Origin of the sequence: uncultured Pontibacter sp. (genome assembly GCF_947495565.1) — a bacterium.
Classification (GTDB): domain Bacteria; phylum Bacteroidota; class Bacteroidia; order Cytophagales; family Hymenobacteraceae; genus Pontibacter.
Genome location: NZ_CANLZM010000015.1, coordinates 16,266 through 35,637, shown reverse-complemented (window position 1 = coordinate 35,637; position 19,372 = coordinate 16,266). Strand labels below are relative to the sequence as shown.

Annotated in this window: 17 protein-coding genes; 8 read left to right on the top strand and 9 right to left on the bottom strand. The window is 50.3% G+C overall.

Annotation, left to right across the window (positions count from 1 at the left end):
• Positions 1 to 23: 23 nt before the first annotated feature.
• The 3 genes from Q1B04_RS17090 to uvrA all read left to right on the top strand — a co-directional run bounded on the left by Q1B04_RS17090 (position 24) and on the right by uvrA (position 3,922).
• Complete coding sequence (locus tag Q1B04_RS17090) at positions 24 to 449, top strand: DUF202 domain-containing protein (protein WP_299761037.1); 426 nt, start codon at positions 24 to 26, stop codon at positions 447 to 449.
• A gap of 53 nt (positions 450 to 502) precedes the next feature.
• Positions 503 to 886 carry a DUF202 domain-containing protein gene (locus tag Q1B04_RS17085; protein ID WP_299761035.1) on the top strand — a complete coding sequence of 128 codons (384 nt, stop codon included), beginning with the start codon at positions 503 to 505 and terminating at the stop codon, positions 884 to 886.
• Between the two features lie 132 nt (positions 887 to 1,018).
• Positions 1,019 to 3,922 (top strand): excinuclease ABC subunit UvrA, encoded by a 2,904-nt coding sequence (gene uvrA / locus Q1B04_RS17080; protein ID WP_299761033.1) that lies wholly within the window; start codon positions 1,019 to 1,021, stop codon positions 3,920 to 3,922.
• A gap of 70 nt (positions 3,923 to 3,992) precedes the next feature.
• Here uvrA and Q1B04_RS17075 read toward each other — a convergent pair whose 3' ends face one another.
• Together Q1B04_RS17075 and Q1B04_RS17070 are read right to left on the bottom strand one after the other, a co-directional pair.
• Entirely contained in the window at positions 3,993 to 4,565 is a 573-nt protein-coding gene (locus tag Q1B04_RS17075) for a DUF4142 domain-containing protein (protein WP_299761031.1), read from the bottom strand.
• 96 nt (positions 4,566 to 4,661) lie between these two features.
• A complete protein-coding gene (locus tag Q1B04_RS17070) occupies positions 4,662 to 5,237 on the bottom strand; it encodes a DUF4142 domain-containing protein (protein ID WP_299761029.1) in 576 nt (191 codons plus the stop codon).
• A gap of 147 nt (positions 5,238 to 5,384) precedes the next feature.
• On the opposite strand from Q1B04_RS17070, the gene Q1B04_RS17065 reads away from it, so the two are divergent.
• Positions 5,385 to 6,146, top strand: a complete 762-nt coding sequence (locus tag Q1B04_RS17065; RefSeq protein WP_299761027.1) for an ABC transporter ATP-binding protein — start codon at positions 5,385 to 5,387, stop codon at positions 6,144 to 6,146.
• 77 nt (positions 6,147 to 6,223) lie between these two features.
• Here the strand turns inward: Q1B04_RS17065 and Q1B04_RS17060 are convergent, their stop codons facing one another.
• The 6 genes from Q1B04_RS17060 to rpoN all read right to left on the bottom strand — a co-directional run bounded on the left by Q1B04_RS17060 (position 6,224) and on the right by rpoN (position 11,728).
• Positions 6,224 to 6,940: a hypothetical protein gene (locus Q1B04_RS17060; protein ID WP_299761025.1), complete on the bottom strand. Its 717-nt coding sequence runs from the start codon at positions 6,938 to 6,940 to the stop codon at positions 6,224 to 6,226.
• Positions 6,941 to 7,089: 149 nt separating this feature from the next.
• Entirely contained in the window at positions 7,090 to 7,872 is a 783-nt protein-coding gene (locus Q1B04_RS17055; protein ID WP_299761023.1) for an enoyl-CoA hydratase-related protein, read from the bottom strand.
• 21 nt (positions 7,873 to 7,893) lie between these two features.
• Positions 7,894 to 8,124 (bottom strand): hypothetical protein, encoded by a 231-nt coding sequence (locus Q1B04_RS17050; protein ID WP_299761021.1) that lies wholly within the window; start codon positions 8,122 to 8,124, stop codon positions 7,894 to 7,896.
• 346 nt (positions 8,125 to 8,470) lie between these two features.
• A complete protein-coding gene (locus tag Q1B04_RS17045; RefSeq protein WP_299761212.1) occupies positions 8,471 to 9,091 on the bottom strand; it encodes a hypothetical protein in 621 nt (206 codons plus the stop codon).
• Between the two features lie 119 nt (positions 9,092 to 9,210).
• A complete protein-coding gene (gene yiaK, locus Q1B04_RS17040; RefSeq protein WP_299761019.1) occupies positions 9,211 to 10,194 on the bottom strand; it encodes a 3-dehydro-L-gulonate 2-dehydrogenase in 984 nt (327 codons plus the stop codon).
• Between the two features lie 97 nt (positions 10,195 to 10,291).
• Positions 10,292 to 11,728: an RNA polymerase factor sigma-54 gene (gene rpoN, locus Q1B04_RS17035; RefSeq protein WP_299761017.1), complete on the bottom strand. Its 1,437-nt coding sequence runs from the start codon at positions 11,726 to 11,728 to the stop codon at positions 10,292 to 10,294.
• Between the two features lie 322 nt (positions 11,729 to 12,050).
• Between rpoN and asnS the strand changes: the two genes are divergently transcribed.
• Together asnS and kynU are read left to right on the top strand one after the other, a co-directional pair.
• A complete protein-coding gene (asnS, locus tag Q1B04_RS17030; protein WP_299761015.1) occupies positions 12,051 to 13,490 on the top strand; it encodes an asparagine--tRNA ligase in 1,440 nt (479 codons plus the stop codon).
• 178 nt (positions 13,491 to 13,668) lie between these two features.
• On the top strand, positions 13,669 to 14,949 hold the full coding sequence (kynU, locus tag Q1B04_RS17025) for a kynureninase (protein WP_299761012.1): 1,281 nt from the start codon (positions 13,669 to 13,671) through the stop codon (positions 14,947 to 14,949).
• A 969-nt stretch (positions 14,950 to 15,918) separates the two neighbouring features.
• On the opposite strand, the gene Q1B04_RS17020 is transcribed toward kynU, so the two are convergent.
• Positions 15,919 to 17,307 (bottom strand): alanine/glycine:cation symporter family protein, encoded by a 1,389-nt coding sequence (locus tag Q1B04_RS17020; RefSeq protein ID WP_299761010.1) that lies wholly within the window; start codon positions 17,305 to 17,307, stop codon positions 15,919 to 15,921.
• A gap of 157 nt (positions 17,308 to 17,464) precedes the next feature.
• On the opposite strand from Q1B04_RS17020, the gene Q1B04_RS17015 reads away from it, so the two are divergent.
• Entirely contained in the window at positions 17,465 to 18,736 is a 1,272-nt protein-coding gene (locus Q1B04_RS17015) for a cation:proton antiporter (RefSeq protein ID WP_299761008.1), read from the top strand.
• A gap of 30 nt (positions 18,737 to 18,766) precedes the next feature.
• Positions 18,767 to 19,357 carry an alpha-ketoglutarate-dependent dioxygenase AlkB gene (locus tag Q1B04_RS17010; protein WP_299761006.1) on the top strand — a complete coding sequence of 197 codons (591 nt, stop codon included), beginning with the start codon at positions 18,767 to 18,769 and terminating at the stop codon, positions 19,355 to 19,357.
• The last annotated feature ends 15 nt before the right edge of the window (positions 19,358 to 19,372 follow it).

Genomic DNA, 19,372 nt, shown 5'->3' with positions numbered 1-19,372 from the left:
CCTGCGCTTACATTACTCCTTACATGCTGCACACCCAGGAAGCGGCACTCGTATACACAAGTATGCTGAGCCCGGACAAAGAGAAAATAAAAAAACTGAAGAAGAGGCTGAAGGTGCAGGAGAAGAAAAATGCTGAGATTAAATACCAGATGATGGCACAGCGCACGATCTTCGCCAACGAGCGCACCTTAATGGCTTACCTGCGCACAGCCATGACGGTTTCTGTCGGGGGTTTTGTGGCAATAAAATTTTCTGATGATCTGTACCTGAAAATAATCGGTGTCATACTTATACCCATCGGTGTTATTCTGGCCATTTACAGCTTTATCAGGTACAAACAGAAGCAGAAGCTAATCGAGGAGCATCACCAGGACTACTGCCCTACCAGCCACGAGCACGAGAGGCAGCACGGTGCTATAAACGAGAAAGACGCAGGCAATATGGCTTAGGTGCCATCCATAACCTTTAACGCCTCCTGCGTATATTTCAGCAAAAAACCTCTATGCCAGCCCCTGAACAGGAAGAGATAAAAAGGCTAAGAAAGAAGCTGAAAAAGCAGGAGAAAAAGAACGCAGAGATTCGTGACCGGATGGCGATGCAGCGCACGATCTTCGCCAACGAGCGCACCTTGATGGCTTACCTGCGCACGGCTATTGCCATAGTGGGCGGTGGCTTTGCCGCTGTAAAACTTTCTGAGGATTTATACTTGCAGACCATCGGCCTTGTGCTCATACCCATTGGGCTTATACTAGCGCTGTACAGCTTCTTCAGGTATCTCCGCAAACAAAAGCTACTTAACCAGCAACGGCAGCACTACGAGGAAACCAGCCATTTGCACGCTCAGCTACACCAGAAACAGGCACCAGGCTACAGAGACACCGACTAAAGTATAACGGCTATGATACCTGACAATTGCTAAACCATTTACCCCGGATTTCTGTTAAGATAGGTTGGCGCGCTGCAACAGCAAAGCGCTGATTATTTTGTACCTTTGCTATTTAAAATCAAGCATTCCTGAATGGCTTTTAACCAAGCGCAAGAAACTACAGCCGGCACCGCTGCCACCTTCTCCCAAAACGGAGAAGCCCAGCAGATAGAAGTATACGGTGCCCGTGAACATAACCTCAAGAACATTTCCATCGCGCTGCCCCGCTACAAACTGGTCGTGTTTACCGGTATTAGCGGCTCGGGCAAGTCCTCTTTGGCTTTCGACACCATTTATGCCGAAGGCCAACGCCGCTACATGGAAACATTCTCGGCCTACGCCCGCTCTTTTATGGGTGGCCTGGAGCGCCCCGACGTGGACAAGATTGAAGGGCTCTCGCCGGTAATCTCTATCGAGCAGAAAACCACCAGCCGCAACCCGCGTTCTACCGTCGGCACCATCACCGAGATTTACGACTTTATGCGTCTGCTTTGGGCCAGAACTGCCGAGGCTTACAGCTATGTATCCGGAGATAAGATGGTGCGCCAGAGCGATGACCAGATTGTGAGCCATATTCTGGAGCACTTTGACGGCAAGCGGATTGTGGTGCTGGCCCCGGTGGTAAAAGGCCGTAAAGGACACTACCGCGAGCTTTTTCAGCAGATCCGCAAGCTGGGCTTTATCAGGGCGCGTGTAGATGGCGAACTGGTGGAGATTGAGCCGAAGATGCAGGTAGACCGCTATAAGATCCACGACATCGAGATTGTGGTAGATAAGATTGTGGTGAAGGAAGAGGACCGTTTCCGCCTGTCCGGCTCTATTCAAAATGCGCTGACGCACGGCAAAGGCACGGCGCTGATACTGGATTTGGATGCCGACAAAACGCACTTTTTCTCGCGCCACCTCATGGACCCTGCCACCGGCATTGCCTACGACGATCCGGCCCCAAACTCTTTCTCCTTTAACTCACCTTACGGTGCCTGCCCGGTGTGTAACGGTTTGGGCGAAATTCAGGAGATCACAGAGGAATCGGTTATACCGGATAAGGACCTGAGCATACGCCGCGGCGGTATTGCGCCGCTGGGCGAGTACCGTGATATCTGGATCTTTAAGCAGATAGAGGCGCTTTTCAAGCACTTTAAAGTATCTGTAGCCACCCCGATTAAAGATTTGCCGGAGGATGTGCTGAAGGTGCTGCTGTATGGCCTGGAGGAAGACCTGGAGGTAAAGACTAAAAAGGGCAATTATATTGTGGAGTTTGAGGGTATCATCAACTTCCTCAAAAACCAGATGGAGTCTGACTCTGACAATATCCGCTCATGGGTGGAAGACTTTACGCAGACCAACACCTGCCCTGAATGTAACGGCTACCGTCTCAAAAAAGAATCGTTGCACTTTAAGATAGACAATACGAACATTGGTGAGCTCTCTGTTTTAGACATAAATAAACTAGCCGCCTGGTTTGAGGGGTTGGAGAGCCGAATGAGTGAGCGCCAGAACGTAATTGCGCGGGAGCTGCTAAAGGAGATCCGGAAGCGCATCGGCTTTTTGCTGGATGTGGGCCTGGATTACCTGAGCCTGCACCGCCCGGTGCGAACGCTTTCCGGTGGCGAGAGCCAGCGTATCCGCCTGGCCACGCAAATTGGTACGCAGCTGGTGGGTGTTTTATATATTATGGATGAGCCAAGTATAGGCCTGCACCAACGCGACAACGAACGCCTGATTAACGCCCTTAAAGACCTCCGCGACCTTGGCAACTCCATTATTGTGGTGGAGCACGATAAGGATATGATTATGCAGGCCGACTATGTGGTGGATATTGGACCGGGGGCAGGCATACACGGCGGCCAGGTAGTGACAGCCGGTACGCCAGAGGAAATGATGAAGGCCGGCACGACAACAGCCGACTTCCTGAGCAACCGCCGCGGCATTGCCGTGCCGCGCAAAAAGCGACCAGGCACAGGCGACACTTTAAAGCTGATCGGAGCCACCGGCCATAACCTTAAAAACGTGACACTGGAGCTACCGTTAGGCAAAATGATCTGCGTAACCGGTGTTTCAGGCAGCGGCAAGTCTTCGCTCATACACGATACGCTGTACCCTATACTTAACACGCACTTTTTCCGAGCTAAGCGCGAGCCGCTCCCTTACAAAAGTATAGAAGGCCTTGATAAGATTGATAAGGTGATTGAGGTAGACCAGTCGCCTATTGGCCGCACACCGCGCTCTAACCCGGCTACTTACACGGGCGTCTTTACTGATATCCGTACTTTGTTTGCGCAGCTGCCGGAAGCTAAAATCAGGGGTTATTCGCCGGGCCGTTTCTCGTTTAACGTGAAAGGCGGACGCTGTGAGGCTTGTGAGGGTGCAGGTATGCGCACCATTGAGATGAATTTTTTGCCGGATGTATACGTGCCCTGCGAAGTATGCAAAGGCAAACGCTATAACCGCGAAACCCTAGAGGTGCGCTTCAAAGGAAAAAGTATAACCGACGTGCTGGACATGACAGTAGAACAGGCTGTGGACTTTTTCGAAAGTCAACCGCGTATTCTCAGAAAAATCCAGACGCTGAACCAAGTAGGCTTGGGTTATATTACCCTTGGGCAGCAGGCCACAACTTTATCGGGTGGTGAGGCGCAGCGCGTAAAACTTGCCACGGAACTCTCTAAGAAAGACACCGGCCAGACACTTTACATCCTCGATGAGCCGACAACTGGCCTGCACTTCCAGGATATCGAGCATTTATCGGAGGTGCTGCACAAGCTGACTGATAAAGGCAACACGGTACTGCTGATCGAGCACAACCTCGACCTGATTAAAATAGCTGACTGGATTATAGATATCGGCCCGGAAGGTGGAGAGGGCGGCGGAACCATTGTAGCCTCCGGCACACCGGAAGAGGTGGCTGCGGCAGGCAAAGGCTATACTTCCCGCTTCCTGAAAGAGGAGCTAAAAACAAGCCATTACCACGAAAATGGAGAAGCCGCGAAAAGCTAGCCGCCATACTTGGTAATAAGTATAAAACTAAAAAAACCGCTGCTAAAGTTTAGCAGCGGTTTTTTTAGTTTTATAGGTTATCTATATCGTCCTCCAGCCTTTCCAGCACCTGCTGGTGCTGCCGCAGCAGTGGCAACTGTTTGCTGGCATACTGCTTCAGCTCCATTACCTGGCCGTTTTTGGCCATATCGCTGTAGCGGTCAACCAGCTTTTCGTTCTCCTCCACAATACGTTTCAGGTAAGTGAGGTCAAAAGATATACCTGACTTTTCGGTTACCTCCTGGTACACTTCGTGGTGCGCTTTGCCTAAGGTAGAAGGCAGTACAAAATTGCTTTGATTAGCCATCTCGCGCAGGTCGTCTGATATATTCTGGTGCGCTGTTACCATCTCCTGCGCCAGCCCCTTTACCTCAGGGCTCACGGCCATCTCTTCGGCAGCCTCACCTAACTGCACCTGCAGCATACTGGCGCTGGCCGCCTCTGCAGCAAACAAGGCGTCGTTTTCTAGGTTGCCCTCTACACCAGCCGCATCAAACTGCTGCATGCTTTGCTCGGCTGCTTGTTCAATGCTGTCATCGGAGCCGCAGGCCGTGGCAAAAGCCAGCGTAAACAGAGCGAACACGTTCAGTATGCTTTTTTTCATAGTCAGTTACAGTTATAGGTTAAAGTATAAAGCATCTGCAAGATAAGACTTACAGATGCTTTATGAAAGCCAGCCGGGCTGGTGCAACATTTACATTTACTGATTCATCCCATCGTTGATCTGGTTCGCGCGGTCCAGGTGCTGGCGCAGCGTAGGCAGCGTAGTAGAAGCGAAGTTCTTCATTTCTGCATTCTCCATGTTATTAGACGCATCTTCAAACAGGCTTACGGCATCCTCGTGCGAGCTTACCATCAGCTCCATGTATGATTTATCGAAATCGGCGCCGGTTTTATCGCGCAGCTCCTGCATTTTATCCATATGGGCTTGGCTCATGCTATCTGGCAGCATAAGGTTGTTCTGCTGTGCAAGCTGCTTCAGCTGGTCGTTTGCCTTGGTGTGATCAGTTACCATCATCTGGCCGTAATCCTTTACCTGCTGATCCTGGCCTTTTTCCTGGGCCAGCTTGCCTGCCTCTACCTCCAGCATACCGTTGCTGGCCGCCTGAGTCGCGAATTCAGACATGTTAGTCATCTGATCTTCCATGGCAGTATTATCAGCCATCTGTTCGTTTGTTTCCTGAGCTTCTTCTACGGCACCTTGCTCCTGGTTACAGGCAATTGTACCGAAAAGTAAGGCACTCGCTATTAATCCTGTTGAAAAGATCTTTTTCATAGTTTTATTCTGTTTAATTTTCGTGTTGATATTTTACCAGAATCTGTATACGCCTTACAATTAATGGAGTTATAAAAAGCTGCTTTACACCATTATAAAGGCCATACTATTATCCTAGCAACTACATTAACCTTACCTAATATAAAGATGAAACATAATTTTACCGCCACCTGTAAAGCAGGTATACCCCGCCTTATACTTAAAGACCGGCTTAAAACAAACCGCATGAAAGACAGCAAGAAGTATAGTTTAAGGGCCTTCTGGCTGATGTTGCTGCTAATGCTACCGCTGAGCCACACCTTTGCCCAAGACTCAAACGATGACAGCCTGATAGACCCCAAGTATGACCGCATTCTTAAGCTGCACCCGCTGCAGATAGGAGAAGTTTATTTGTCTTATGAGAAAATGCGCTCAAACACTGTGTCTAATGAGCTGGGCTTAAGCTATGTATACCGCAGTTATCTTAAAAGCGGGGATTTTTTGCCTGATGATGTAAAAGTGAATGGTGTGCATGTACGCATGAGCCAGCGCTATTATACTTCCAGAAAGCGCGAAGGGATGCCGTTTGGGTTCTTTCATGGGCCGCTCTTTGGGTACCGTTTTATGGTGTTTGAGGAAAGCGTTTTCGACAGGCCGCTTGAAGACCCGAACAGCCGCTTTGTGGGCCGCCTGTACCAAAACTCCCTGGAGCTGAATTACCAGTTAGGTGGGCAGTTTCTGCTGGGCGGAAGATTTACCGCAGAGGTTTCTGCAGCGTTGGGCGCACGCCTGAAGTATGCCCTGGCTAAAGGCGCTGACGAGCTGCTGACAGAAAATATTATTGGTCATGCGCTGGTAGCCGAAGAAAACTCTGCCATATTTATAGTGCCTTCGCCGCAGCTCAACGTGTCGGTGGGGTATACTTTTTAAGCTTATAGCAAACAATAAAAGCGCCAGCTCCTTTTCCGGAGCCGGCGCTTTTACGTGAACAACAGACTAAGCTTTGTTTATTCTATTTTACTGAGCACCGTGTAAGACTGCAGCTTTCCGTTGCGGTAAGCCTCCGAGCGCACCACTCCTACTTCGGGCACAAAATACTCTACTGTCTCCATATGCATACCGGGCATTTTCATGCCCATCGCCCGGTTCTCCATTTCTGTGTTGTACCTGATTTTATAGCTGTCATAGGTACCGGCTGGCACTTTTATACTTTCTTTCCCCTCCACGGTGCGGTCTGTCACTTTCATCACCATGGTCATCATACTTTGGCTGTTGCCTTTGTCTTTCATCTCCATGGTCATGATACCATCTTCCAGCTTTTGGCCGGCCTGCAGGTTGCTTGGGTACAGCATTCTGTCTCCTTGCATTGTCATTTCCATATTCTGCTGCGCTCCCATCTGCCCCTGGTTCATCAGCGAGTTCATATCCATCCAAATACTGCCGCCTTCACAGCCTATCTTAAAATCGCCCTCGGTTGCAAGTTTTCCCTTGTCGTCATATACCTGGCTGTGGATTGTAGCCTGCACTTTATCCCCGGAGCGATCCACCTCTTTTACATGATACGTCATGCGGCCGGTCGGTTTGTCTTTGTGGTTATAACTCAGCAGCTCATAAGTGGCATTCTCGCGCAGCAACTGATAATCGGCACAAGTGGTTTGCGCCTGGCTCGGCACCGCCAGTAACACCAGACAATATATTAACGAAGTAACAGTCTTGCGTAGCATAAGCATTATATTAAATGAAAAAAATAATAAATAGTTATACTTTATAGATACGAATAATTAGCGCGACGTATATAATTTAAGCTAAAAGATCAAAAAAAGAGCCGGACACTAATGCCCGGCTCTACTGCTGTTTATTTTGTAATTTATACTTAGGCGCCTTTAAACTGCGGCTTTCGCTTCTCGTTAAAGGCTGTTACACCTTCTTTGTAGTCTTCTGAGTTTCCGGCTATTTTTTGGCAATGAGCTTCGTAGTCCAGCATTTCATCCAGGGTAGAGCTGAAAGACTTGTTCAGCATCTTTTTCATCAGGCCAATGGCTTTGGTAGGGCCAGCGGCATAGCGGGCGGCAAGTTCTGCCACAGCTCCGTCCAGTTCCTCCGGTGCTACCACGCTGTTGACCATGCCCAGTTGCAGCGCCTCTTCTGCCGACACTTTAGAACCCAGCGTGCTCAGTTCAAACGCCTTTAAAGAGCCCACCACACGCGGCAGGAAAAACGACGAACCGGAATCCAGCACAAGGCCAACGTTCACGAATACCTCAATCATACTTGCTTTCGAGGAAGCCACCACCATATCGCAGGCCAGGGCCAGAGAGCAGCCCGCACCAGCAGCTACACCGTTCAGCTTGCAGATGATGGGCTTTGGCAGGTTGCGCATTGCGCGGATAATCGGGTTGTAACGTTTCTCTAGCGACTCCGACAGATCGCGCTTGCTGGCGCTGGCAATGGCTTTCAGGTCCTGGCCCGAGCAGAAGGCTTTGCCTGCGCCTGTCAGCACCACTACCCGCACATTCTCATCGCGGCTTACCTGCTTCAGGGCGTCCTGCAGGTCGTAGCTCTGCTGATCGTTGAAAGCGTTAAATACATCGGGGCGGTTCAGCGTAATGGTAGCCACACCATCTTGCACATCATATAAAAGACATTCGTAGTTCATGTGTTCTAAGGTTAGTTTTGATCAGTAAGTAAAGGTATTGATTATGGAGGTAAGAGTAAAGGGACGCACGGCTTTGGCTGGTTTTGTTGTTGGGTTTATACTCCTCTCTTCAGACTTGCGTTTTACAATGGTGTTGAGTTTATAGCTTAACTGGATTGAAAAGCCATACTTTAGCGCTACTTTCTGCTGCTGGAGCCAAGCTATACTTGCTAGCTTCTGTTCATCCACGGCTTTATAACTTGTTTGTTTCACCTCTGGCTTTTGCTCCCTCAAGGCCGGGAGGCCTCCTCTTCCCGCATCGCGCTGGGAGCTTTTCCTGCCGGGGGTAGGGGCCCTCTTTTCGTGCCTCGGGCTGCCTCACTTGCGTTCGTCACCGAAAAAACTCCAAAGGCGCTCTTTGTCGAGGGCCCCTACCCCCACGGAAAGACTGGGAATCATTTCGATAGCCTCTGCTAATGGTACTTGAACCGAACTCCCTCTCCTGTTTTGGGGTAGGGGCTCTCCATAAAAGGGAAGGGCTGGGTCGGGGTAAGAATTCCCCGCCTTTGACAAGGAGAGGTTAGGAGTGGCTAGGCCCAGTGAAGTATGCCAGCCATACTTAGTACAGCGCCACAGACGAAGCCAGAGCGAGCAAAAGGCCGCTCCCGAACCCGCCATATACTTCTGCGGGAGTATGCGCCTGCAAAGCCAGTCTTGCCGACATAACCGCGCCAGCCAAAAAAGTAGTCACCATAATCGGGTACATAAGTCTGGCCTCCGGCGCCAGCGTGTTGAGCACAAGCAGCAGCCCTAGCGCACCGCCTAAGCCAATACTGTGCGCACTGATCTTCCAAAACTGTGAGATGGCAAAGGCCAGAAAAACAGAGGCGGCGATGATACCCATCACAAAGTAGAAGATGGCATCATAAGCAGGCTCCTGGTAAAACAGGTAAGAAGTGGCAGCATAGCAGACACCCGTAAAAAGCAGCGGAAACCCGCGCTGCTCCCGCCGGTCCATCTCTATAGAATCGAGGTAACCCAGGCGCACCATGGCAAAGGCTGCCACAGCAGGCAAGATAAACGTGGTGAAGAAAATCATGGCCAGCACCACCCAGCGCACGCGCAGCGGCAACGTTAGCGTAGACACAGGCATGTAGTAAAGTATAACAGCGAAAAGGTAAGTAGGCAGCAGCAGCGGGTGAAATACCACCGATAAAACTTTCGCGAGCGAGCGGTTCACTTTAGACAAGTATTAGTTTTAAGTTAAGGGTTACGAATGGCATATAAGGTATAAATCTTTTTTGTACAAGATGCAGCCACCAGACAGGCTTTGCAGTAAAACCCTGAATTTAAGCTATTCTACAGTTGCTGCACCTGTTGCCAGATCTCCTCGTTTACCGGAATGCCTTCTTTTTTGTTCTGCTCCCTGGTAGCCAACGTGCCCTCGCCGGGGTAGCGCACCTCTCCGGCATCCTCGCTGGCAGGGCTGCTTTTGGTGTAGCTGATGATCTGCTCCAGAATCTGCTCGTTCAGGTTTTCAGCGCTGATGCACAGGAAAAACTGCGAAACGCCAGCCTCCTTCCCGTCTGCGGTTATCTGCCCCACGGTACGGCCGCCGCTTAAAGAGGCCACCAGCACACCCAGCATCAGGGCCAGGCCCGAACCTTTCCAGAACCCGATGGGTAAGGCTTTAGTGGTTTCCCTGATAGCGGCCGGGTTGGTACTTAGGTTGCCTTCTGCATCGTAGCCTCCGTAAACTGGCAGCTCCTCGCCTTTCAACTCGTACTCCTGCATCTTGCCGTAAGAAAACTGCGACATGGCCATATCCAGCACCATGTGCCCCTGTTTGCGCGGCACCGCAATTACCAGCGGGTTGTTGCCCAGCCTGGGTTCTGTGCCTCCGTATGGCGGCATGTTGGCGATGGCGTTGGTGGCGCAAATGCCTATACAGCCAGCATCTGCGGCTTGCCAGCCATAGGTGCCGCCGCGCATCCAGTGGTTGGTGTTGCGCACGGCTACGCAACCCATGCCGTTTCCCTTTGCCAGGGCAATGGCGCGCTTCATGGCTTTGGCAGCTGTGTACATGCCCGGGGCCAGGTTTCCGTCCCATTGCTCTACCACGCCGTTGCTACCTATCTTTTCTGGCTCGGCATCCGCTTTTATCCACCCTTCTTTCACCAGCTTTACAAATACCGGAAAGCGGTTAAGCCCATGCGAGTAAACGCCATCACGACTGTTTTCTGCAAAAATGTGGGCGCACAGCGCTGCCTTTTCTTCGCTAAAGCCATACTTCAGCAACACGTTTGTAAACTGAGCATCAAGCTCCTCAAAGGATACTTTCATTTCCAGTTGTTATGGTCTTGGGAGGTTTAACGGGAACGCAAGTATAAAGTATGAGTCAGGCCGAGCCATACTTTATAATTGATAAAAGCTATATTTATTACAGCTCTTTACGAAGGCGGGCAACCGGTATATTTAGCTGCTCTCTATACTTAGCCACGGTGCGGCGGGCAATATTATAGCCTTTGTCGTTCAGGAGCTTTTCAATTTTCTCGTCGGAGAGTGGCTTGCGCTTGTTCTCGCCGTCAATAATTTCTTTGAGGATGTGCTTAACCTCGCGGCTACTGGCGTCCTCGCCTGAGTCGGTGGCGATACCCTCTGAGAAGAAGTACTTGAGCGGGTAAATACCGAACTCCGTTTGCACAGCCTTGCTGTTGGCCACGCGGCTTATAGTTGAGATATCCATCCCGATCTCCTCAGCAATATCCTTCAGGATCATCGGGCGCAGTTCGCTTTCATCTCCCTCCAAAAAGAAATCGTGCTGGTACTTGATGATGGCCTCCATGGTGCGCAGCAGCGTGTTCTGGCGCTGGCGGATGGCATCAATAAACCACTTGGCGGCATCCAGCTTCTGCTTCACAAAGGTTACTGTCTCCTTCAGCTTCTTGTCCTTCTTGTCTGATTTATCGTAGGCATCAAACATATCGGCATAGGAGCGGCTGATGCGCAGGTCGGGGGCGTTGCGCGAGTTAAGCGACAGCTCCAGCTGCCCATTGTTATTGGCAAGTATAAAATCCGGGATAATGTACTGCACTCGCGTGAGACTGGCACCGGCGCCGCCCGGTTTCGGGTTAAGCCTGGTAATTGTGTCTACTGCTTTCTTCAGCTCATCCTCCGTCACGTTAAATTTGGACAGGATCTTCTGGTAATGCTTTTTGGTGAACTCGTCGAAAGTCTGGTTGATGATGCGTTCGGCAAGTATGGTGGTGGCGTCCTGCTCGCGGCGCTCCAACTGCAGCAACAGGCACTCCGGCAAATCGCGGGCGCCGATGCCTGCAGGGTCAAAGGTCTGGATCAGGTGCAGCACCTGCTCAATTTCCTCCTCCGTTGTTTCGATGTTCTGCGAGAAGGCAAGGTCGTTGGCAATAGAGCGCAGGTCGCGGCGAATGTAGCCATCGTGGTCTATGCTGCCGATCAGTTGCATCCCGATGTTATACTGCTTATCGTCCAGGTCCAGGAAGCCGAGTTGGTCCAGCAGCGAATCAGTGAGTGTGGAGGTCATGGCGATAGGCATTTCCTTGTCCTCGTCATCGCCGCCACGGTCGCCTTGCATTTTGTAGCCGCTTATCTCGTCGTCGTTCAGATAATCGTTTATGTCTACCTCATTATCCTGGGCATAATCCTCCTCGTACTCCTCCGATTCGTTGTACTCTTCGGCAGGTTCTTCGCGGCCTTCTTCCAGCGCAGGGTTAATTTCCAGCTCTTCTTTAATACGCATCTCCAACTCAGCAGTAGGTATCTGCAGCAGCTTGATAAATTGTATCTGCTGCGGCGATAGCTTCTGGGATAAAAGTTGTCTTAAATCGAGTCGCTGCATAGTTTTTAAAGAAAAATCCGCGCCCTTGTGCGCATGTCCAAATTTAGGATAATTTTACTCGCATTTACAAAAAAGGTTAAAATATCGTTACTTTGAGGGATTTTTGAAAAGACGCAAGTATCAGGACGTTAGAGACAAGACTTCTGAGGTAAGTTTTCGCCGGTTTAGCTTAGAACTGCAGCAGCCATGACGGCAACAGCAAACTAAAAGTGCCTGCCAAAGCGGCCTTTAGTTTTACAGTGCCAGAAGTAAAGTGAGAAGAAATTAAATTTAGTCTTGTATCTTGATACCTGCGTTTTGATACGCCATAAAAACCATACACATGCAACGCACAAAAGTTAAAGATCTGCTACAGGGTGCCGAAGTAGGCAAAGAGGTATTGCTGAAAGGCTGGGTGCGCACAAAGCGCGGAAACAAGTATGTGAACTTTATTGCCGTAAACGACGGCTCCACGATAAATAATTTGCAGGTAGTAGCCGATGCCGAGAAGTTCAGCGAAGAAGCGTTGAAGGATGTAACCACAGGTGCTGCCATTGCCGTAACCGGCGAACTGGTTGCCTCTCAGGGCAAAGGCCAGGCTTTCGAAATACAGGCTACAAGTATAGAAGTGCTTGGCAAAGCCGATCCGGAAGTTTACCCTTTGCAGAAGAAGGCGCACTCGCTGGAGTTCCTGCGTGAAATCGCACACCTGCGCTTCCGCACTAACACGTTCGGCGCGGTGTTCAGAGTGCGTAACTCGCTGGCTTTTGCCGTGCACAGGTTCTTTAACGAGAAAGGCTTTGTATACATGCACACACCAATTATCACCGCTTCGGATGCGGAGGGCGCCGGTGAGATGTTCCGCGTAACTACTTTAGATCCTATCAACCCGCCGCTTACCGAAAACGGACAGGTGAACTATGAGGAAGACTTCTTCGGAAAAGCCACTAACTTAACCGTATCCGGACAGTTGGAGGGCGAGCTGGCAGCCATGGCGTTCAGCGATATTTATACTTTCGGACCGACTTTTAGAGCCGAAAACTCCAACACCACGCGCCACCTGGCCGAGTTCTGGATGATTGAGCCGGAAATGGCTTTCTACGACCTTAAAATGAACGCCGACCTGGCCGAGGAGTTTATCAAGTATATCATCCGTTACGCGCTGGAGAACAACCGCGAGGATATTGAATTCCTGGGGCAGCGCCTGACAGAGGAGGACAAGAGCAAGCCGCAGAACGAGCGCCAGGAGATGACGCTTTTGGAAAAGCTGGAGTTTGTAGTAAACAACGACTTTGAACGCGTAACCTACACTGAGGCCATCGACATCCTGCTGAACTCTAACCACTATAAAAAGAAGAAGTTCCAGTATGATGTGAGCTGGGGCATCGACCTGCAGAGCGAGCACGAGCGCTACCTGGTGGAGAAGCACTTTAAGAAGCCGGTAATTGTAACAGATTATCCGAAGGATATAAAAGCGTTTTACATGCGCCTGAACGACGATGGCAAAACCGTGGCCGCTATGGACATACTTGCCCCAGGCATAGGCGAGATTGTGGGCGGTTCGCAGCGTGAGGAGCGTTTAGATATTCTGGTGGAGCGCATGAAAGGCGTGGGCATACACGAAGAGGACCTGTGGTGGTATCTGGATACCCGCCGTTTCGGGGGTTGTCCGCACGCAGGCTTTGGGCTTGGCTTTGAGCGCATGGTACAGTTCGTTACCGGCATGGGCAACATCCGTGATGTGATCCCTTTCCCGAGAACCCCGCAGAACGCAGAGTTTTAAGAACATTTTATACTTACAAAAAAGCCCGGCCATAATTGGCCGGGCTTTTTTGTTGGGCTGTGGTAGTGCATCTGCCCTCTCCTTCTGCGCGTAATCCCTTCAAATGCTTATCTTAGCAGAATTAAGAAAACAATAACTGCTCCGGCAGCTTAAAGTATAAAGACACCCGCATAACACCATGAACTATCAAAACACGCTAGCCTTTGCGCAGGAGCAAGACAGGCAAGACCCGTTATACCACTTCAGAGAGCGTTTTCACTACCCGCAGGTAAATAAACAAGACGCTATTTATTTCTGTGGCAACTCTTTGGGCATACAGCCTAAGTCCGCACAAATGTATATCGACAACGAAATGTACAAGTGGGCTAACCTGGCTGTGGAAGGGCATTTTAAAGGCGAGGAGCCGTGGTTTAATTACCATGAGCTGCTGGCCGGAGGAGCTGCCCGCGTGGTAGGCGCCAAAGAGAGCGAAGTGGTGATCATGAACCAGCTGACCGTGAACCTGCACCTGATGCTGGTGTCGTTTTACCGCCCGCAAGGCAAACGCTACAAGATTATTACGGAAGGCGGTGCTTTCCCGTCAGACCAGTATGCCCTGGAAACACAGACCAAATTCCACGGCCACAACCCTGACGAGGCTGTTATTGAGTTATTCCCGAGAGAAGGAGAGCACACGCTGCGCACCGAGGATATTCTGCAAAGTATAAAAGAGCACGGCGAGGAGCTGGCCCTGATCATGATGGGTGGCATTAACTACTACACCGGCCAGGTTTTCGATATGGAGGCCATTACCAAAGCCGGGCACGAAGCGGGCGCTTTGGTAGGGTTTGACCTGGCGCATGCTGCCGGAAACATACCGCTGCACCTGCACGACTGGGACGTGGATTTTGCAGTGTGGTGTACTTACAAGTACCTGAACTCCGGCCCTGGTGGCACTTCCGGTGTATATGTGCACGAGCGTTTCGGAAACGACTCAAGCCTTCCGCGCTTTGCCGGCTGGTGGGGCCACGATGCTCAGGAGCGCTTTAAGATGCAAAAAGGCTTTAAGCCGATGCCGGGTGCAGCAGGATGGCAACTGAGCAACGGGCAAATACTAACGATGGCGGTGCACCGTGCAGCGCTGGAACTGGTAGATGAGGCCGGAGGTATGGAGGTGCTGCGCACCAAAAGTGAAAAACTGACAGGTTATTTGGAGTACCTCATCAACGATGTACATGTGGGCACAGATGTACTGGAAATGATTACACCTAGCGATCCGCAAGCGCGTGGCTGCCAGATTTCGCTGTTAGTAAAAAAAGACTCCCGCGTTTTGTTTGATAAGCTGATGGAGGCTGGCATCATTGTAGATTTCCGCGAGCCTAACGTAATCCGTGTTGCCCCTACCCCGCTCTATAATAGTTTTGAAGAGGTATACCGCTTCTCTGAAATCTTACACGAGTGCCTGGAAGGTGTGAGCTAATACTTTTATAAACTAAACAGCCTGATTAGCAGACGCTGTTTAATTGCAGGTATGTTTGCCAGTGGCTGGTGCATTATTGTACCAGCCATTGTTTTTAAATTAAATTATTAATATATAGTATATTCGTTAGTCCGATTCCGTTTAGCCGCCGTATTTGGATGTATAGCAGGAGTAGGTACTCCTGCTATACACAAGTTGTAAAAAATGCCGCTGACAAACAGAACGCGGAGAAAAATGAAAACTGACTTAAAAAACGGACTTTCAAAATGCCATTTTTGGAAGGAAAGAAAAATTGAGTTTAAATGATAAATTTCGACCGACTACTTACTCAAAACGGAGAAAAAAAAAGAGGCTAAAAAAGATCATTTTTGACACCTAAGAAAGATTGAGTTTCAAAAGAAAGTGCAGCGGACTTTCTCACTCAAGCGGGATAAAAAATAGTTGCTTAAAATATCATTTTTGACTGGTAAGATAAATTAGGCTTAAAAGAAAATTAGAACGGATTCTCTCACTCGAACGGCAAAAAAAAGAGATCACAAAAAAGCCATTTTTGAGAGGTAAGAAAATTAGAACTTTAAAAGCAAAACGCAGCGGACTTATAAGCAAAACGGCTCACTCGGGCGTGCGGCACTATTTTACAACAATGTATAAAAACAATGCTATCTTAGTGTCTAATCGAAGTCTGCGTGTACTTGCTGCGTCTGATTTTCCTGCGGAAAATCAACGCTGGCAATCGCCGCACTGTTTTTATACGAGACGTTACTCATCACCTACCACATACCAGGCGATGAGCAGGGCTAGCAAACCGACTCCACCAAAATACTGCAGCTTCTATCCTACTACTGAAGGTAAAATTAATTGTCTAGCTAATACACTAACGCCTCAACTAGGTAGCTAACTGGAAGCAGCAACTAATGCCGCACAAAAAGGATAAACCCGAAACTATACTTCAGCAGAAATTAGGCTGATTTATACTTTTACCTGCATCTCTTCTCTAAACTCCTTCATGCGCTTAAAATAGTCTCTGGCGGCGGCCATTACCTTCGGCGACAGCAGCAATGCCGATACCATAGTTGGGATAGCCATCATGGCGTACATGCCGTCTATCAGGGCAATAACAGCTGTTATAGTGGCAGTGGCTCCAAAGACGATAGTGGTTACATAAAAGTAGTTGTACAGGTGCTTATACTTTGCCCCGAACAGGTAGCTGAAACACTTGGTGCCATAGTATGAATAGGAGAAAAGCGAGGTAAAGGCAAAAATCATGACGCACAGAACCAGCACATAATTGCCAAAGCCCGGCATGGCGTTGTTAAAGGCTGTGGCCGTCATGGTTACGCCGTTCGCGTCTGAGGTTTGCCAGGTATTAGTCAGGATGATGGCCAGGCCGGTAAGGGTGCAGACTATTATTGTATCTATAAAAGGGCCGAGCATGGCAACCAGCCCTTCGCGGATTGGCTCGTCGGTTTTAGCGGCACCGTGCATCATAGAGGCCGTGCCGATACCTGCTTCGTTAGAGAAAGCCGCGCGGCGGGCACCCGCAATAATAATCGCTCCCACAGCTCCGCCCAACACCGACTCAGCCGTAAAGGCATCGGTAAAGATCAGGGAAAAAGCATCGGGTATGCTGCCGTAGTTGGCAAACATTATATACATTACCGCCAGCATGTAGAGCACTACCATACCGGGCACCATTTTACCTGCCACATGGCCTATGCGCTGAATGCCGCCAAAGATTACCATAGACGTTATCAGCACAAGCGAAAGCCCGATGGTCAGGTTGGTGTAAAACACATCGCCGGAGCTAAGGCCATTGGGCTCCAGCACCACTTCCCGTATTACCTGGGTTAGCTGGTTAGCCTGGAAAATAGGCAGCGTACCGAACAAACCTGCAACAGCAAAAAAGGCGGCAAGCGGTTTCCATTTCTTGCCTAGCCCCGTTTCGATGACATACATAGGCCCGCCTTCCAGATGCCCTTTGCTGTCGTAGCCGCGGTACATGACCGAAAGCGTGCAGGTAAAAAACTTGGTAGCCATCCCCACAAACGCACTCACCCACATCCAAAACAGCACACCCGGGCCACCAATGGCAATAGCAACAGCCACACCGCTTATGTTACCCATTCCTACAGTGGCCGCCAGAGCAGCCGAAAGTGCCTCAAAGTGGTTGATATCACCGGGGTCATCCGGGTCATCGTATCTGCCGCGCAGCACATTTATGGCGTGGCCCAGGTACCGGAACGGCAGAAACCCGGAAAAAAACATGAAGTAAAAACCGCCCCCCATCAGCAAAAACAGCAAAGGCATACCCCAGGCGGCATCACTAAACGCCACCAAAAATTCTTCTAATGCTTTCAAATGCTACAATTTAGATATTTTAAGAAGTATAAATATAAGCACAAAAGCTGAATTACCGTATGTATGCTACAAGCTAATAGCCGCAGCAAGTACAGCCTGTGTTCCGGATGGCACAGAACCTGATAATCGGGCCAGCTGCTTCCTAAAACAAAATTTCATGTCAACTTATATACTCATTATCACCATAATAGGCTTGGCCGCCCTTTCCATGGCCTGGGTGCCTTCGCTGCTCAAGCAGAGCACTTTTTCTTACCCTATCTTATTTCTGGTGCTGGGCGTGCTTATCTACCTCTTACCAACTGAGCTGCCCATTCCAGACCCTATTTGGCAGGAGAACTATGTTGTGCACCTTACCGAGCTGAGCGTTATTATCTCGCTGATGAGCACAGGCCTTAAAATACGGAAAAAGGTAAACTGGCACAACTGGCGGGTACCGCTGCGGCTGGTAAGCATTACCATGATGCTCTGCATTGCCGGGCTTGCCGTGCTAGGCTGGAGCGTATTGGGCATGTCGGTGGCGGCGGCCATACTTTTAGGGGCTGTGCTGGCTCCAACAGACCCGGTACTGGCTGAACAGGTGCAGGTTGGCCCCCCAAACGAGAAAGAAGAGGATGATGTGCGGTTTTCGCTGACAGCTGAGGCGGGTCTTAACGACGGCATGGCCTTCCCGTTTACATGGCTGGCTGTGGTCATAGCCATTGCCGCCAGCGCCACAGACAGCGACTGGCTGGGCAGTTGGCTGTGGCGTGACCTGCTGTACCGTATTGGGGCTGGCGTGGCGATAGGCTATCTGATTGGCCGGGGACTAGCGTTCCTGATCTTTAAGCTGCCGCGGATCTCTAAGTTCCCGAAGGCGCAGGAAGGGTTCTTGGCATTATCGGCCACGCTTGTGATCTACGGCATAACTGAAATGGCGCACGGTTACGGCTTTATTGCGGTGTTTGTAGGCGCCATTACCATGAGCAGCTGCGAGCCGGAACACGACTACCACACCGAAATGCACGATTTTGTAAACCAGGTGGAGCACATCCTGATGGTGATTCTGCTCATGCTGTTTGGCGGCAGCCTTGTGTTTGGCTTGCTCGATTACCTTACCTGGCAAGGAGTTGTGGTGGGCTTAGTGTTTTTGTTTGTTATCCGTCCGCTTTCCGGGCTGCTCGGCATGTGGGGCATTAAGATGCCGCTTCGCGAAAAACTTGCTATCAGCTTCTTCGGCATCCGGGGTATCGGCTCTTTCTTTTACCTCTCTTTTGCCCTGGATAAGGTTACATTTGTAGATGCTGATCAGCTATGGAGCGTGGTAGGTTTTATTGTGATGGTATCAATTGTACTGCACGGAATCACGGCTACCAAATCTATGAGTTACCTGGATTACCTGCGCGGCCGCAGCGGCAAAGAACGCGTGCCGGGTGTCGTAAAGAAGGAGTAATCGCGCAGTTTATACTTTTATTTTCTACTTATGCACTCACAGCTTAAACCTTTTAACCTGCCCGATGCCGAAGTATACTTTTCGGCGGATTTTATACCTGCCCCGGAGAGCAATTTATACTTTGATCGGCTGATGCAGGAGGTAAACTGGCAGCAGGAAAGTATAAAAATGTTTGGCCGCAACCTGCCCATGCCGCGCCTCACCGCCTGGTACGGCGACAGAAGCTATACTTACTCGGGCCTGCACAACAAGCCGCAACTGTGGCTGCCGGTGCTGCAGGAGCTCAGGCAGCAGGTAGAGCAGGCGAGCGGCCACAAGTATAACAGCGTACTGCTAAACCTCTACCGCACCGGCCAGGATAGCATGGGCTGGCACTCCGACAATGAGCCGGAACTGGGCCAGCAGCCAAGTATAGCCAGCCTGAACTTTGGCGGGGAACGCCGCTTTGCTTTTAAGCACCGCACCCGCAAAGACCTGAAACCCTTTGCCTTTACGCTCACCAACGGAAGCCTGCTGCTGATGCAGGGCCCCACGCAGCACCACTGGCTCCATCAGGTACCTAAAACCGCCAAACCTGTGCCGCCGCGCATCAATCTCACGTTCCGATGTGTAAATAGCTGATAGGCTTGCCAAAGC